The organism is Bifidobacterium sp. CP2 (assembly GCF_018555635.1).
Taxonomy (GTDB): domain Bacteria; phylum Actinomycetota; class Actinomycetes; order Actinomycetales; family Bifidobacteriaceae; genus Bifidobacterium; species Bifidobacterium saguinibicoloris.
Genome location: NZ_JAFEJX010000003.1, coordinates 215503 through 231744 on the forward strand (window position 1 = coordinate 215503; position 16242 = coordinate 231744).

Here is a 16242-nt window from a genome sequence, read left to right on the forward strand (position 1 = left end):
GGGTTTCGTGTTGTGTTGTGGAGCATGCTCGGCTTCATGAAGTGGTTCTCGCGGGTGGACAGGCGCGCCAGCACCTCGTCGAACGTGCCCTTCATGTAGACGAACACGACGCCCGGGCGGCGCAGCTTGTCGCGGTAGGCCTTCTTGAGCGCCGAGCAGGTGACGACGGCGGGTTCGCCGGCGGCGATGCGGTCGTCGATCCATGCGGCGAGGGTGTCGAGCCACGGCCAGCGGTCCTCGTCCGTGAGGGGGATGCCGGCGGACATCTTGTCGATGTTGGCCTGCGGGTGGAAGTCGTCGGCCTCGGCGTACTTCATGCCGTAGTGGTCGGTGAGGTGGGTGGCGACGGTGCTTTTGCCGCAGCCGCACACGCCCATGAGGACGATGATCGGCTTGGTGCGGTCGAAGTAGCCGTTCGGGACGGTGTTCTCGACGATGATGGGTGCGGTGGTCATGTTGGTTGTTCCTTCGTTGGGATGCGGATGATGGACGATCGGCGGGTTCGCGCTTCGGAGGGTCAGACGAGCGGCACGAAGATGCTGCAGATCATGACGAGGGCGAGCACGACGACGGACAGCAGGCATTCGAGCACGGTCCACGTCTTGAACGTCTCGCCGACCTCGAGGCCGAAGTATTCCTTGATGAGCCAGAAGCCGGCGTCGTTGACGTGGGAGAGGAACACGGAGCCGGCGCCGATGGCGATGACGAGCAGCGCGATGGCGGGGGCGGCCACGCCCATCTGGTCGACGACGGGCCCCAGGATGCCGGCGGTGGTGATGATGGCGACGGTGGCGGAGCCGGTGGCGACGCGGACGAACGCGGCGATGACCCAGGCGAGCAGGAAGATGGAGATGGAGGAGCTTTCGACGAACCTGCCGATGACGTCGCCGATGCCGGTGTCGACGAGGACGCCCTTGTAGCCGCCGCCGGCGCCGACGATGAGGAGGATGCCGGCGATCGGGGGCAACGCGGCCTTGAGGGAGTCGTTGACGGCCTTCCAGGACATATGGGTGGCGTGGCCGAGCACGAGCATCGCGAAGATGACGGCGACGGCGAGCGCGATGGCGGGCTTGCCGAAGAAGGCGAGGACCTGCGCGTAGACGGCGTCGGAGCCGGCCTGGTCGGGGGCGGCGATCTCGAAGATGGCGTTGCCGAGCATAAGGATGGCGGGCATGAGGATGCACAGCACGGACAGGGCGAACGGGGGCTTGGCGGTCACGGGGTCGCCGTCGGCGTCGACGCTGCCCTTGCCGGTCTCGAAGTTCTCGGGGGCTCCGACGGGCACCCACTGGGCGGCGAACTTGGAGAAGAGCGGGCCGACGAGCGCGGCGGTGATCACGGCGATGGGCAGGCCGAACATCATGGTGATGCCGACGGAGCCGTTCTTGAAGCAGCTCAGGGCGGCGAGAGGGCCGGGCTGCGGCGGCATGCAGGCGTGCATCACCGAAAGCCCCGCCAGCGTGGGGATGGCGACGCGCATGAGCGGCAGCTTGGAGCGGCGGGTGATGAGGATGATGACGGGGACGAGCACGACGAGGCCGACCTCGAAGAACATCGGCAGGCCGATGAGCGCGCCGATCAGGGCCATGGTCCACGGGATCATGCGCGTGGAGGTCTTGGCAAGGAGCGTGTCGACGATGCTGTCCGCGGCACCGGTGTCCATGAGCACGCGGCCGAGCATGGCGCCGAGGCCGACGAGGATGCCGACGGAGGCCATCGTGGAGCCGAAGGTGGTGGAGAAGCTTTCCACGGTGGCGACCGGGCCGTAGCCGGAGCCGATGCCGACGACGAGCGCGGAGAGGAGCAGGGAGACGAACGGGTGCAGCTTGGCGACGGTGACCAGCAGGATCAGGACGACGATGCTGGCGACCACGCTGATGCCGAGCTGGGTGCCGTTGAGCTTGACCGCCGTATCGGCCGCGGCAAGAATCATGGTATTCATAATCCATCTCTTCTTTGAGTCGTGGTATTGGATGACGAAACCTTGTCAACCAATCTGTTTTGTATGTTGCAATAAAATATAACGTCTCGATTTGGAATACGCAATACGATTCATTGCCGGCGTGTCGAATATGTATGCCATAAACACGTATCGTGCGATACTTATCCTATGAATACGGAGATGAAGGATAAGGGGACCGACGGCACGGGCACGGCGGGAGCGGACGAACGATCCCTGCACGACCGGCTGCTGGACGAATGGGGCACGGCCATCGTCGATGGCGTCATCGCCCCCGGCGAACGCCTCCCCGAGCCGGAACTGGACGGCGAGAACCCCTCGCGCACCGTCACGCGCGAGGCGACGCGCGTGCTCGAATCGATGGGACTCGTCACCGTCCGGCGCAAGGCCGGCGCCACCGTCAATCCGATTCGGGAATGGAACATGTTCGACCCGCAGGTGGTGCGCTGGCGACTGTCCGGACGCTACCGCCTCGAAGCCCTGCACGAGCTGTCCCAACTGCGGTCCGCCATCGAACCGCTGGCCGCACGCCTCGCCGCCGCGCACGCCACCAGCGAACAGTGGGCGGCGCTCACCGAAGCCGCCATCGGCATGGTCTCCCACTCGAACCACGCCGACGAACCGGAATACCTGGAGGCGGACAGCCTCTTCCACCGCACGCTGGTGGAGGCGAGCGGCAACCTCATGATCGCTGACCTGGCCGACGTCGTCGCCACACTCGAAGGACGCACACAGCACGAACTCATGCCGAAGACCGCGAACCAGGAGGCGCTCGACCTCCACAGCGAGGTCGCGGCGCTCGTCCGCAAGGGCGACGGCGACGGCGCCGAAGCCGCCATGCGCCGCATCGTCGGCGAGGCGGACGACGCGATCACGCGCATCGCACGCGGCTAAACGCATCAGCGGAAACCGCCGCCGCATCGCGGCGGAACACAGCAGGGCCGTCCCCACGGGGACGGCCCTGCACATCGCATATCACAGGAAACGGCTCAGACGACCTTGCGGACGAACGGATCGGAGCTGATGCCCTTGGCGAGGATGTCCTTGCACCACTCCTTCGCCGTGAACAGGCTGTGGTCGCGGTAGTTGCCGCAGCTCTCGATCGTGGTGGCGGGCACGTCGTCCCACGTGGCCTGGTAGGCGATGAACTCCAGAGACTCCTTCAGGGCCTTGGCGACCTCCTCGGTGGGATGCTCGCCCCAGGTGAGCAGGTGGAAGCCGGTGCGGCATCCGAACGGCGAGCAGTCGATGTAGCCGTTGATGCGCTCGCGCAGCAGCACGGCGATCGTGTGCTCAATGGTGTGCAGGCCGGCCGTCGGGATCGCGTTCTCGTTCGGCTGGACGAGACGCAGGTCGTAGTTGGAGATGACGTCGCCGTGCGGCCCCTTCTCCGTGTCGATATAGCGCACGTACGGCGCCTTCACCTTCGTGTGGTCCAGCTGGAAGCTCTCGACGACGGGCTTCTCCTTGGTTTCCTCGGCCATTTGTTGTCCCCCTTAGCGTTATGCGGAATGACGGATACCATAATAGACGGTAGTCCTCAGAGGTAAGGGACGAGGAAAGGGGATCGACATGCGGTTCTGCATGGAATGCGGTCACGAGCTGGAGCCGGGCACCCGGTTCTGCACGGAATGCGGTGCACCGGTCACGGAGGATCCGGACCGGACGCAGCCCGACGGGACTCTCCCCGACGGAACCCTCCCCAACGGCATACCTCCCGTCCCGATGCCCGACGCCCCGCTCCCCGGGCCGCTTCCCTCCCCCATGCCGGCGCCGGCCGCCGCCAAACCCAAACGCATGTGGATCGTCATCACGGCCATCGTCGCGGCGGTGGCCCTCGTCGCGGCGCTCGTGTTCGCGTTCACCGTCGGCCGCGACTTCTTCACCGGCGCCACCCCGCCCACATCATCGGCGTCGTCGGACGCCGGCACGTCGTCAGGCGACGGCACGACCGGTTCCAAGACCAAGAAGAAGACGAAGACCAACACCAAGTCCAAGGCGACCGCCAAACCGGACGCGAAATCGCTCTCGTCGATCACCAGCAAATACTCGTCGACCGACGTCTCGGTCTCGGCGATGTTCCTCGGCGACGGCACGTCGTCCACGACCGGCGCCGACTATTCCGCGGACGACATCGCCAATACGGCCGCGGCACGCACGAAGTTCGTCTCCGCAGGCCTGTACCTGCCGGTGTACGTCGCCGCCCGCTCGAACGGCGGGGACGCCTTCGCCGAAGCACAGTCCATGATGTCGACGATGAGCAACGACGACGCGAACCAGGCGATCGCCGACCTCGGCGGCTTCGACGCGGTCAACCAATGGCTCTCGTCCCACGGATACGACGACACGACCCTCGGCCGGAACTACGGCGACGTGGCGGCCAGCGACGCCGGCTACGAGAACTACAGCTCCACCTATGACGCGGTACGCATGCTCGCGGCGGTGGACGCCGACGGCGCATCGGACCTCATGAACGTCGACGTCGCGTCCGAAGGCGTGGCCATCCCCACCGACATGACCGTCCACGCCCACCGCGGCCAAGGCATCAAGAACACGTGGAACTATTTCGCCGTCGTCACCACCCCGCACGGCAAGGCGGCGGTCGCGCTCGCCACGCAGAACCAGGGCAAGGAGACGGCCGCGAAGATCATGGGCGAGGTCCTCGCCGACATCGACTCGCAGCTCGCCAAGGCGGACGAATGACGGACGGACGGCAGTCCCGCATGACACGCGCCCAGTCACGCGCCGAGGCAAGGCGACGGGCGCGGAACCGCCGCATCCTCGCCGCGGCCATCGCCGTCGTGCTCGCCGCCGCACTGGTGTTCCTCGGCACGCTCGCCTATCCACGGATCACGGGAGGCGCCTCGGCGCGGGACGACGCCGCATCCGGGACATCGGCCGCGTCCACCGCATCGAAGGACATGGAGGACACAACGACGGCGAACACGGGCGGAGACGTCGCAAGAGCCAAACCCCCGGAGCCGAACCACGGCCGGATGCGCGTCGAAGCGGCCAGGCAGGCGGCCGAAACAGCCATCGGACAGTATCCCGGCTCATGGTCGGTCCACGTGGTCGACCTGGAGAGCGGCCTCGAAAGCGCGGCCGGCTCCGACCAGCCGATGGTCGCCGCCTCGCTCATCAAGCTGTACATCATGCTCGCCGTGTTCGACGGCATCAATCAAGGCACGATCGCCGACAGCGCGACCATCGACGCGGACCTCACGCAGATGATCACGGTGAGCTCGAACGACGCGGCCAACCGGCTGCTCGCCGTCATCGGCGGCGCAAGCGGCACCGGAGGCACGGGCGGCACGTCGCAGGCGATCGCGACCGTGACCGACACCGCCGCACGCTACGGGTTCACGGACACGAAGGAGCTGCGCGCCCTGACCGGCGCCGCCTCGGGCAACACGGTGGAGAACTGGACGTCGGCGCGCGACTGCGCCCTGTTCCTCGCCAAGGCGTACCGCGGCGAACTGGTCTCCCAGGACGCGAGCAAGCGGATGACCGACCTGCTGCTCGGCCAGACCCGCCGTACCAAGATTCCGGCGGGCGTGCCGGCCGGCGTGCAGGTGGCGAACAAGACCGGTGAGCTCGCGGCAGTGCAGAACGACGCCGCCATCGTCTACGCCCCGCACCCGTACGTGCTCGCCGTGATGGCGAACGACGTGGACGAGTCGGCGGCCGGACGGATCGCGTCGCTCTCGGCCGCCGTGTATCAGGCGTTCGCAGGGTAGGACGGGCCTGTACCACCCGCCGCATCCCCGTCGCAATCCTGTCGCAGGCCCGTGGGCCGGTCAGATGGCCTTGAGCGCCTGGGAGAGGTCGGCGATGAGGTCGTCGGCGTTCTCGATGCCGACCGAGATGCGGATGAGGTTCGCAGGCACCTGCAGCGTGGTGCCGGCCACGGAGGCGTGGGTCATGGCGGCAGGCACCTCGATGAGGCTTTCGACGCCGCCGAGCGATTCGGCCAGCGTGAAGATCTCCGTGTGGTCGACGAGCCGCTTGGCCGCCTCGGCGCCGGCGGCGAGCTGCACGGAGACGACGCCGCCGAAGCCGCCGTGCATCTGACGTGCGGCGATCTCATGGCCCGGGTGGGATTCGAGGCCCGGGTACCAGACGCGCTCCACCACATCCGCCGGCTGGGATTCGAGCCACTGCGCCACCTTGAGCGCGTTCTCGGAGTGGCGCTGCACGCGCAGGGCGAGGGTCTTGAGACCGCGGATGTCGAGCCAGGAATCGAACGGGGAGGGCACGGCGCCGGCCGCGTTCTGCAGGAACGCGACCTGCTCGCGCGTCTCCTCGTCATTCAACACCACGGCGCCGCCGACCACGTCGGAGTGACCGCCGATGTACTTGGTGGTAGAGTAGACGACCGCGTCGGCGCCCTCGTCGAGCGGGTGCTGGAGGGCGGGCGAGGCGAACGTGTTGTCGACGACGACCTTGGTGCCGTGACGGTGCGCGATTTCGGCGGTCAAAGCGATGTCGGTGATGTTGAGCAGCGGGTTCGACGGGGTCTCGACCCAGATGTAGCGGTACGACTTGGCGGCGAGCGCCTCCTCGACGGCCTTCGCGTCGGTGATGTCGACGACGTCGAGGCCGACGCCCCACGGCACGAACACCTTGGAGAGCAGCCGGTAGGTGCCGCCGTACACGTCGTTGCCGAGCAGGATGTTGTCGCCGGGCTTGAGGGTGGAGCGCAGCAGCACGTCGATGGCGGCGAGGCCCGAGGAGAAGGACAGCGCGTACTTGGCGCCTTCGACGGCGGCGAGCTGTTCGTCGAAGCTGGTGCGGGTGGGGTTGATGGAGCGCGAGTAGTCGTGTCCGCCCCTGAGGCCGAGCACGCCGTCCTGCTTGAACGTGGAGGTGGCGTAGATCGGCGTGACGACGGCGCCGGTGGTGGGGTCGGGCTCCTGTCCGGCGTGGATGGCGCGGGTGGCGATGTCGGTGGCGGTGAACTTGGCGTTGTATTCGGCGGACATGATGGGTGCGTTCCTTTCGGTGTACTGGGTGTTGTGTATTGAGGTATCGGTTTATCGGGTTTTCGGAAGTATCGGGGATGCCGTGCGGCCCACGTCACAGGTACTGTTCGGCGAGCGACGGCTTCGTGGTGCGTTCGACGACGTCGGCGTAGCCGTTGGCGCGCATCCAGTCGTCGTTGAAGATCTTTTCGAGGTAGCTGCGGCCGGAGTCGGGGGCGAGGACGACGACGAGCTGGTTCTCGTCGAGGTCGTGCTCCTTCGCGTATTTGATGGCGCTGACGACGGCCATGCCGGAGGATCCGCCGACCAGGAGCGCTTCGTCGGCGGCGAGGCGGCGGGTCATCTCGAACGCTTCGGCGTCGTTCGCCTTGACGATCTCGTCGGGGATGGAACGGTCGTACGCCTTCGGGTAGAAGTCCTCCCCCACGCCCTCGATATCGTACTGGTGGACGTCGGCGAGGCTCGGCGCGGAGTAGATGGAGCCTTCCGGGTCGGAACCGACCACGACGACCCTGCCGTCGGAGGCCTCCTTCAAGTATTTGCCAGTGCCGGAAATGGTGCCGCCGGTGCCGATGCCGGCCACGAAGTGCGTGATCTTGCCTTCGGTCGCCTCCCAGATCTCGGGGCCGGTGGTGGCGTAGTGGCTGGCGGGGCCGTTCGGGTTGTCGTACTGGTTGGGGCGGAAGCCGCCGGGGATGGCCTTGGCGAGGCGTTCGGCGACCTGGTAGTAGGAGCGCGGGTCGTCGGGGCCGGCGTCGGTGGGGGTGACGACGACTTCGGCGCCGTATGCGCGCAGCACGGCGCGCTTGGATTCGGAGACCTTGTCCGGCAGGGTGAAGATCGTGCGGTAGCCGCGCTGCTGGGCGACCATCGCGAGTCCGACGCCGGTGTTGCCGGAGGTGGGTTCGACGATCACGCCGCCGGGCTTGAGTTCGCCGGAGCGTTCGGCCGCGTCGATGATGCGCGCGGCGATGCGGTCCTTGGATGAGCCGCCCGGGTTCATGTATTCGAGTTTGACGGCGATGGTGGCGTTGACGCCTTCGGCGGCCGGGATGTGGTTGAGCTTGACGATGGGGGTGCCGCCGATGAGTTCGGCGACGGTGTTCGCGATGGTCATGATCGTCTCTTTCCTGATGTGGTTCCGGTCCGTCGGGCCGGGTCGGCTTGGTCTGGGGTTCGGTTGTGGGTGGGGCGACGTGTGCCGTCGCGAACCGGCGTTCCCGGACGAATGGGAAAGTGACGATGTGTGGTGCGTTGCGATGGATGCGTTGCGGACTGCTGTTCGGTTGACCTCGGGTGTGGACCTCAAGTCCGTCCGGTTGGTTCGTGGTGTCCGATGTCCTTGTGCGAAGACCGGATATCGGTACCCCCAACGCACCAATAGCCTTGCGCGAAACCTCTGCGCGTGAATTCGACATGGATGTGCGGCCGATGGCCGCGTCCGAATGCTCTATCTCAAGTTATGCGTCACTGACCGTTCGCCCGGGGGCGTCGGTTAGCGACAACAACACGAGATAAACTGCATGCCTCATACCCTACCACCGCCGACGACGTCGGCGTGTCGCGGTCCGATGTCCGCTACAGCGAGGCGGCCTCGATGAGGCTTCTGGTGTAGTCGGATTCAGGGCTGCCGAGCACCCGGTCCGTGGGGTCCGTCTCGACCACGCGGCCCTCGTGGAGGACGAGGATGCGGTCGGCGAGATGCTGCACGACGCCGAGGTCGTGGGAGACGATGATGAGGGCGGGACGTCCGCCGTCCGCGCCCGCACCGTCCGTCCCCGCACCGTCCATCCCCGAGCCGGAGAGGATCGACTGGAGCGTGTCGAGGATGCGTACGCGGGCGGCCACGTCGATGGCGCTCATCGGCTCGTCGGCGAGGATGACCTTCGGCTCGTTGACGATGGCGCGGGCGATGGCGACGCGCTGCACCTGCCCTCCGGACAGGTCGCACGGATAACGATTGAGGAACGCGCGCGGGTCGAGGCCGACGCGGGCCAAAGCCTGCGCGGTCTTCGCGCCGACCTCATCGAACGCGAAGCCGAGGGCCTTGCGGCGCAGCCACAACGGTTCGGACACCGAACGTTCGACGGTCCAGCGCGGGTCGAGCGAGCCGTACGGGTCCTGGAAGACGATGGACGATTCGGCGCGTAGAGCCCGCATGCCGGCCGTGCCGCGTGCGACCTCGCTCCCCCGGTAGACGATCTCCCCCGAATCGGCGGCGTCAAGGCCCAGCATGATGCGGGTCAGCGTGGTCTTGCCCGAACCGGACGCGCCGATCACGGCGAGACACTCCCCCGCGCGCACCTCGGCGGACACGTCGAACAGCACCTGACGGCGGCGTTTGCGCGCGAAGAGTCCGGACAGCCTGGACAAGCCTGCGTGCATGTCGCGGACCGCGAACGAGGCATTGATATGTCTTGCGGAGAGCAGGATGTCGGTGGGTTCGGAAACAGCGGCAACGTCAGTCATGATGCGCCTCCAAGGTCAGTGCGCGGGCGGCGGAGACGAGGTCGCGGGTGGGCGCGGCCTTCGGCGCGGCGAGCAGGTCGGCGGTCGTGCCGGTTTCGACGACGGTCCCCGTGTCGAGGACATAGCAGCGCGTGGTGGCGCGCGCGAGCACGGCGAAGTCGTGGGTGATGAACAGCATGGAGGCGCCCGCGCCGTCGACGAGCGAGACGAGCAGGTCGACAATCTGGCGTTGCGTGATCGAGTCGAGCGCGGTGGTGGGTTCGTCGGCGATGATGAGGCGCGGCGAGGTGATGAGGGCCGTCGCGATGCCGACGCGTTGGCGTTGTCCTCCGGACAGTTCGTGCGGCCGCTTGCCCAGCACGTCTTCGGGCAGACCGACCTTGCCGAGCATCGCCCGGACGCGGTCGGCACGTTCCGCCGGCGTCAGGTCGTAGTGCATCCGCAACGGCAATTCGATCTGTTTCGCGACGGTCAGGACCGGGTTCAATGCCGCGGACGGGTTCTGGAACACGGTGCCCACGTATCGTCCGCGCAGGTCGGCGAGCGTCCGCTCGTCGGCGTAGCCGTCGCCGTCCAGCACGACCGCATCGCCCATCGTGATCCGTCCGGACAGGGTCGCGTTGTGCGGCAGCAGTCCGAGCAGCGATTTCGCAATCATCGACTTGCCGGATCCGGACGATCCGATGAGGCCGACACGTTCCCCGTCCGCGATGGACAGGTCCACGCCGTGCACGACCTCCGTCGCCCCGACGGCGACGCGCAATCCTGTGATCTCAACAGCCATTCATGCCTCCCTCAACGCGGGATTAGCGACCGGGTCGGCCGCGTCGCGCAACGCGTCGCCGAACAGGTTCAACGCGACGACGACGAGCGTGACGACGAGGCCCGGCCACAGCACGGTCAGCGGGAACACGTTGATGAGTTTGACCGAGGTCGCGAGCGAATGCCCCCAGCTGGGCACGCCCGCGCCGACCCCGACGCCCAGGTACGTGAGCCCAGCCTCGGCCAATACCGATGTGCCGGCGGACATTGACAGCTGCACCGCGAGCACCGGTGTGATGTTCGGCACGATGTGACGCACGAGCACCGCGAACCCGCCGGCGCCGTTGGCCCGCGCCGATTCGACGTACTGCGAGCGCGCCGCGAGCAGCGCGGCGGGCCGGGCCACACGCGCGAGGTTCAGTCCGTAGGCGATCGAGCAGGCACCGACGACGACCGCCGCCGAGGCACCGAACGGCACGGCGAGCAGGAGCGCGATGAGCACGGTGGGGATGGAGATGAGCGCGTCGACGACCGCAACGGACACGGACGCCAAGGCGTTCGAGCGCGCGACCATGAACCCGACGAACAACAGTCCCAAGGCCCCCGAGCACACCACCGTGAGTGACGCGATCGCGAGGTTGGTGCGCGAGCCGGCCATGAGCCAGCTCAGCACGTCCGCGCCGGTGCCGTCGGTGCCGAGCCAGTGGCCGGCGGACGGCGCGGCCCACACGTGGTAGCCGTCGGTCTCCAGCAATGGCCGCGGCGTCCAGAGCAGGGAGACGAGCGCGACGAGCAGCCACAACCCCAGCACGATGAGCGCGTAGCGTCCCGTGCCGTGCGACCACATGGTGGCGAGGACCACTCCCGGGCGGCCGCGCCGCCGGTCCGTGCCGGCGGGGGCGGGGTTCGTACGCGTATCGGACATATCGTGCATATCAACCATCATTCCTCCTCTCCGTATGCAAGGCGCGGATCGAGCGCGCGGTGGGCCAGGTCGACGATCAGACCCAATACGAGGAAGAACGCGGCGAGCAGGAACAGTTCGCTCTGCACGGCGACCAAGTCGCGGTTGCCGACGTCGCCGACGAGCAGCGCGCCGAGACCCGGCAGCGCGAACAGGTTCTCGATGACCATCACGCCGGTGATCATCGACGCGAACGTCAATCCCACGACGGACACGAGCTGCGGGGTGGCGAGGCGCAGTCCCACGCGCAGCATCGCCTGCCATCGGGTCATGCCGCAGGCCATCGCCATGTCGACCGGACCGCCGTCGGCGGCGACGTCGTCGAGCGCGGCGTGCGTGTAGCGCATGATGCCGGCCGCGGCGACGAATCCGGTGGCGAGCGCCGGCAGGATCAGCGATGCGAACGCACGCCCGGGAGCCCCCGCCCATCCGTCGGCCGGGAATCCTTGCGAGGGGAACAGACCCAGCAATCCCACGCCCTGTCCGAACAGCAGGAGCAGCAGCAGGCCGCTCCACAACGCGGGCACGGCGCCGCCCACGATGGCGAGCACGTGGAAGAAGCCGCGCAGCCGCGGCGAGCGTGCGATGGACGCGGCGCATCCGAGCGGCAGTCCGATCGCGAGCGCGACGACAAGGCTCATCACGATCAGCGGGAACGTGATTGACGCACGCGCGCCCACCTGCGCGGCGACGGCACGTCCGGTCAGCGCGGACATGCCGAGGTCGCCGTGCAGGAGCCCGCCGGCCCAGTCGAGGTATTGGACGACGTACGGACGGTCGAGGCCGAATTCGGCGCGAAGCGCGGCCACGCGCGAAGCGGTGGCGTTGGTGCCGGCCATGACGACGGCCACGTCGCCTGGCAGAATGCGCAACGCCGCGAACACGAGCACCGAGACGCCGAACAGTGCGGCCGCGAACAGCAGCAGCCGTTTCACCACGAATCGCATGACGTTCCTTTCGTCATCGTCCGCCGCACCCGCAGGGCGGGTGGCGGGACGTCACTTGGACGGCGTGTAGGTGACCTGCCAGAGGGGCAGGACCGTCTGGGAAAGGTTTTCGGGGTAGCCGGAGACGCCCTTGGCGTAGGCCTGTTCGACGCGCCAGCTGAACAGCCAGTCGGCGGGAGCGTCCTCGGAGACGATCTTCGCGGCCTGGGCGAGGTACTTCGAGGCCTCGTCGTCGGAGGTGGCGGCGAGGGCCTTGGCGTAGAGGTCCTGCACCTGCTTGTTGTCGTAGTGGTAGTAGTAGCTGGGCGTGGCCCACTTGTAGAAGTCGTGGCTTTCGGCGTGGTCGACGAGCGAAAGGTCGTAGTCGCCGTTGGTGTGCACGTCCTGCAGCCAGGTGGAGAATTCGACGTAGTTGATCTTGAGGTCGATGCCGATGGGCTTCAATTGGCTCTTCAGCTGGTCGCCGAGCTCGGTGCCGTACACGTTCGCGTAGGTGAGGGTGAGCTGGAGCGGGTTCGTCTCGCTGTAGCCGGCCTCCTTCATGAGCTGCTTGGCCTTGGCTTCGTCGTGCGGGTAGAGGCCGGTGAGGTCCTCATAGCCGGGGTCGACCTTGGGGATCGGGCCGCCGAGGGCCGCGTCGACGCCGCCGCGCGAGGCGATGAGCTGCTTGTGGTCGATGCCGTAGCGGATGGCCTGGCGCACGCGCTTGTCGGCGAGTTTGGCGTTGGTCATGTTGAACGCGAGGACGAACTTGTCGGAGCCGTCGCCTTCCTTGACGACGTAGTCGGGATTCTTGCGGAACGGTTCGGCGAGGGTCGCGGTGATCGGCGAGAGGACCTGCACGTCGCCGGATTTGAGCGCGTTGATCCCCGCGTTGTCGTCGGGCAGGAACCGGATGATGACGTTCTTGGTCTTTGCCTTATGCGCGGTGCCCCAGTACTTCGGGTTGGCCTTGAACACGATCTTGTCGCTCGGATCGAACGAGGCGACGGTGTACGGACCGGAGCCGAGCGCGCCGGTCTTCTCGTCCCATGTGCCGTCCTTGTCGTAGACGAGGCCGGGGCGGCCGGTCAGGTACCACAGCATGTTCGAGTCGGGCGCGGAGAGGGTGAGCTTCACGGTCTTCGCGTCGACGGCCTCGGCCTTGTCGAGGTTCGTGACCTGATCGTAGTTGTAGTACTGCTTGGCTTTGAGCTCGTTGATGGACCAGGCGACGTCGTCGGCGTCGAGCGTGTCGCCGTTGGAGAAAGTCATGTGGTCGTTGAGGTGGAACGTGTAGGTGAGGCCGTCCTTGGAGATCTCCCAGCTTTTGGCGAGTCCGGGGTGGACCTTGTTGTCCGAGCCGCGGGAGACGAGGCTTTCGTACACGTTGCCGATGAGGATCTGTTCCAATGCGGAGCCGGATTGGTGGCGGATGTCGAGGTTGACGGGGGCGAGCTTCAGCCCGATCGCGACGGTGTCCGCCTGTTTCCCGGCCGCGGAGGCGTCCTGCTTGCGCGTGAAGTACGCGTTGACGCCGACGACGAGCGCGGCGACGACGATGACGGCGATGAGGGACCACAGCCATCCGAGGGAGGGGCGGCGGCCGGGGCGTTTGGCGCGGCCTTCGAGGCTGGCGTCGGTGCTGGCGGCGTTGTTCGTGGCCGTGTTCGCGGTGTTCGTGGCACCGTCCGTGGTGTTCGTGGCGACGTTGGCGTTGTTCGGGGTGTTGGTGCTGTTGGTTGCGCCGGCTTCGCCGTGCGCACCGTTGTCCTGTGTCATGGACCGGTTCTCCTGTCGCGTGTTCGGGCATGCGTGCGCCCGCTTGCGCGTTGTCTGTATCTGGATATGTTGGGTTATGCGTGGTTGACCGCCCGTGGAGGGTCGATCACCGGATATCACTATACGCCGTTCACGCGCCGCGTCCGCAGCGTTTGCCGCCGGTGCCGCCGCGTCCGCCGGACCCCCATGGTCCTTGGCGTTCGGCGCGCAGCGCGGCGAGGTGGTGTTTCATGGCGACGAGCATGATGTGCGCGTCCTCCAATCCGAGGTGGCGTTCGCTGCGGTCCGGCGCGAGCGCGCCTTGACGTTTCGCGTAGGCGTCGAGCGTGTTGTCCCCGTACAGGTGGTGTTCGCTGGGTGCGGCGCCGGGATCCCATCTGCGGCTCATGGGGAGCGTGTCGATGATGGTGATGCGGCCGTCCCGGTAGCGTTCCGCGTAGCCTTCGATGGTGAGCATGAAGAAGCCGTGTTCGAAGGTGGCGTTGTGCGCCACGTAGGGTTGCCGTTCGAGCCGTTTCAGGAGTCCGGCCTGTGCGGCGGGCCATTCGTCGAACGGCCGGTGTCCGTCCGAGGCGGCCCGTTCGCGCACGTCGATGCCGGTGAGCTTGGCGATGAACGGGTTGCCGAGCCGTGCGTTCATATCGGGCACGCCGAAGCCGAGGCGTGATTGCCCGTAGGCGTCGCCGGCCCGGTAGTCGGATTGTTCGTACGCGTAGTCCGCGGGCGCTTCGGCGGGTCGCTGCGAGATCATGTTCATGTATTCGAAGCCGATGTCGATGATGTAGACGCGTGCCGGGTCGATGCCGGTGGTTTCGATGTCGATGCCCATGACGGTGTCGACGTCCCGTCCGGGAAGGTAGACGTCGCGCCAATCGGATGTGGCCGCGTCGTGCGCACGTCCGCGGACGTCGATGGAGAGGTCGGCGGGTTCTCCGCCGGGTGCGGTGGCGCCGGACAGGTTGGCTCGGGCGACGAGCGCGTCGCTCTCCCGCCGCGTGCGGCGTTCCGCGTTGCGCCGTGCGGCGCGCGTCTCGAGGATCGTGCCGGTGCGGTCCGCGAGGTCGTCGAGGCGGATTCCCGCCGTGCGGGCGCCTTCGGCCGGTGTGAGCGTGACGACGGAGGCGCGTCCCTGTTGCCGGTGCGTGGCGTTCCAGAGGTGATGCCGTTCGCCGAGACGGATGAGCCATGCGATGTCGTCGTTGAGCCGACGGTTCGCCCATGCGAGGGCGCGAGGCAGCCGGTAGGAGGCGATGCGGCGGTCGAAGTCGGTCATGAACGCGGTGGAGCATTGGGCGATGACCGCTTCGAGCCGTTCCCGCGTGACGTAGTCGGCGGCGAGCGCGTCGTGCAGCGCGTGGGCGAACGTCTTCTCCGCGATGGCGTCATCCGCAGGTTCCTCCTCGGGTTCCGGCACCCGCAGTCGTCTCCCGGCACCGATGCCGTGTTCGAGGTCAAGTTCACGGATCCACCGCCAGTCGATGGGTTTGCCGTCGGCGTCCCGCGGCATGACGGGCTCCCATTGGGCGATGTCCTCCTTGGCCTGGGTGAGCCATGCGCGGCCGGATGCGGGATTCGTGTTGGTCATGCGTTCATCGTAATCCGAGGGTTCGGGCAGCGGTAGATATCGCCCGGAAACCCGTGTCCGTCGACGCGCACCGGCGCCGGCAGACGCCGTGGGCCAGCGCCGCCGCACCGCCGGCGCACGTTCAGAGGAAGCGGCGCGGCAGGCCGTGCATGGCGTCGGAGATGACGGCCTGCACGAGCATGCGCGGGTAGATGTTCACGGTCCACATGGGCGCCTGCGTGGCGGCGAACCGCATCTGCAACTGGTTGACCACGCCGTCCTCGCTGGTGTACACGTATGGCGTGGAGCCCGGACTGGGCGCGGAGAGCACGCGCACGGTGCGCGCCACGGTGGGGTTGAGGCGCGCGGGGAACTCGAGGATACGCCGCTCCCAGCGGCCCGGCGGCACGAGGGGCGGCTCGTAGGAGGGCATGGTCTCGCCGAGTTCCAACGACCATCGCTGCGATGTGGCGGCGCTGAGGACGGGTGAGACGAATTGGACGGCATCGACGGCCACGTGGTTGCGCAGCGAGAGGATGGGCCCGGAGCACAAGCGGCTGACGGGCATGGGCATGCCGGTCTTGTTGAGGATGTCGAGGATGAGCTGGACGTTGCCGGTGGGCGCCACGGCCATGTCCACCCATCTGATGGTGGACATGGGTCCGTCGGACATGGGGCTTTTCTGGAACACGGTGGGCATGCCGGTGCCGGCGGCCCATATGGGGAACTGCCAGACGCCCTGCACGAAGAATTCCTTTTCCAGCATGCCTATGCTCCTTCCGTCGTATCCGCTTCCGTCCTGCTCATATCAGCGGGTTGTCCGTCGACTTGCC

14 protein-coding genes and 1 pseudogene are annotated in these 16242 nt (G+C 67.2%); 3 read left to right on the top strand and 12 right to left on the bottom strand.

All coding sequences use genetic code 11. The features are described from left to right. Positions 1-29: 29 nt before the first annotated feature. Together JS531_RS11290 and JS531_RS03565 are read right to left on the bottom strand one after the other, a co-directional pair. Positions 30-584, bottom strand: a pseudogene (locus JS531_RS11290) (gluconokinase); the annotation flags it as partial. After that, complete coding sequence (locus JS531_RS03565; protein WP_214312753.1) at positions 518-1942, bottom strand: gluconate:H+ symporter; 1425 nt, start codon at positions 1940-1942, stop codon at positions 518-520. The gene JS531_RS03565 and the pseudogene JS531_RS11290, both read right to left, overlap by 67 nt. 180 nt (positions 1943-2122) lie before the next feature. Here JS531_RS03565 and JS531_RS03570 point away from each other — a divergent pair, with 180 nt between their 5' ends. Then, the gene (locus JS531_RS03570; RefSeq protein ID WP_214312755.1) at positions 2123-2854 is read left to right on the top strand and encodes an FCD domain-containing protein; all 732 of its coding nucleotides are present in this window, start codon (positions 2123-2125) and stop codon (positions 2852-2854) included. A gap of 95 nt (positions 2855-2949) precedes the next feature. On the opposite strand, the gene JS531_RS03575 is transcribed toward JS531_RS03570, so the two are convergent. Further along, a complete protein-coding gene (locus JS531_RS03575) occupies positions 2950-3444 on the bottom strand; it encodes an S-ribosylhomocysteine lyase (protein ID WP_214312756.1) in 495 nt (164 codons plus the stop codon). Between the two features lie 88 nt (positions 3445-3532). Between JS531_RS03575 and JS531_RS03580 the strand changes: the two genes are divergently transcribed. Together JS531_RS03580 and JS531_RS03585 are read left to right on the top strand one after the other, a co-directional pair. After that, positions 3533-4663 (top strand): zinc-ribbon domain-containing protein, encoded by a 1131-nt coding sequence (locus JS531_RS03580; RefSeq protein WP_214312757.1) that lies wholly within the window; start codon positions 3533-3535, stop codon positions 4661-4663. Next, on the top strand, positions 4660-5697 hold the full coding sequence (locus JS531_RS03585) for a serine hydrolase (RefSeq protein WP_240542012.1): 1038 nt from the start codon (positions 4660-4662) through the stop codon (positions 5695-5697). Before JS531_RS03580 ends, JS531_RS03585 begins: the two co-directional genes overlap by 4 nt. Positions 5698-5757: 60 nt before the next feature. Here the strand turns inward: JS531_RS03585 and JS531_RS03590 are convergent, their stop codons facing one another. The 9 genes from JS531_RS03590 to JS531_RS03630 form a co-directional block, all read right to left on the bottom strand. Next, positions 5758-6942, bottom strand: coding sequence for a cystathionine gamma-synthase (locus tag JS531_RS03590; protein WP_214312759.1), 1185 nt, complete (start codon positions 6940-6942; stop codon positions 5758-5760). A gap of 94 nt (positions 6943-7036) precedes the next feature. Further along, positions 7037-8059 (bottom strand): pyridoxal-phosphate dependent enzyme, encoded by a 1023-nt coding sequence (locus JS531_RS03595; RefSeq protein WP_214312761.1) that lies wholly within the window; start codon positions 8057-8059, stop codon positions 7037-7039. 461 nt (positions 8060-8520) lie between these two features. Further along, on the bottom strand, positions 8521-9327 hold the full coding sequence (locus tag JS531_RS03600; RefSeq protein ID WP_214312923.1) for a dipeptide/oligopeptide/nickel ABC transporter ATP-binding protein: 807 nt from the start codon (positions 9325-9327) through the stop codon (positions 8521-8523). A 76-nt stretch (positions 9328-9403) separates the two neighbouring features. Beyond that, positions 9404-10195, bottom strand: a complete 792-nt coding sequence (locus tag JS531_RS03605; protein WP_214312763.1) for an ABC transporter ATP-binding protein — start codon at positions 10193-10195, stop codon at positions 9404-9406. Continuing rightward, a complete protein-coding gene (locus JS531_RS03610) occupies positions 10196-11020 on the bottom strand; it encodes an ABC transporter permease (RefSeq protein ID WP_240542018.1) in 825 nt (274 codons plus the stop codon). A 95-nt stretch (positions 11021-11115) separates the two neighbouring features. Continuing rightward, the gene (locus tag JS531_RS03615; protein WP_214312765.1) at positions 11116-12084 is read right to left on the bottom strand and encodes an ABC transporter permease; all 969 of its coding nucleotides are present in this window, start codon (positions 12082-12084) and stop codon (positions 11116-11118) included. Between the two features lie 51 nt (positions 12085-12135). Then, the gene (locus JS531_RS03620; protein WP_214312767.1) at positions 12136-13845 is read right to left on the bottom strand and encodes an ABC transporter substrate-binding protein; all 1710 of its coding nucleotides are present in this window, start codon (positions 13843-13845) and stop codon (positions 12136-12138) included. Positions 13846-13975: 130 nt separating this feature from the next. Then, positions 13976-15430 (bottom strand): DNA polymerase III subunit epsilon, encoded by a 1455-nt coding sequence (locus JS531_RS03625; protein WP_214312769.1) that lies wholly within the window; start codon positions 15428-15430, stop codon positions 13976-13978. A gap of 121 nt (positions 15431-15551) precedes the next feature. Then, positions 15552-16175, bottom strand: coding sequence for a hypothetical protein (locus JS531_RS03630; RefSeq protein ID WP_214312771.1), 624 nt, complete (start codon positions 16173-16175; stop codon positions 15552-15554). Positions 16176-16242 lie beyond the last annotated feature (67 nt).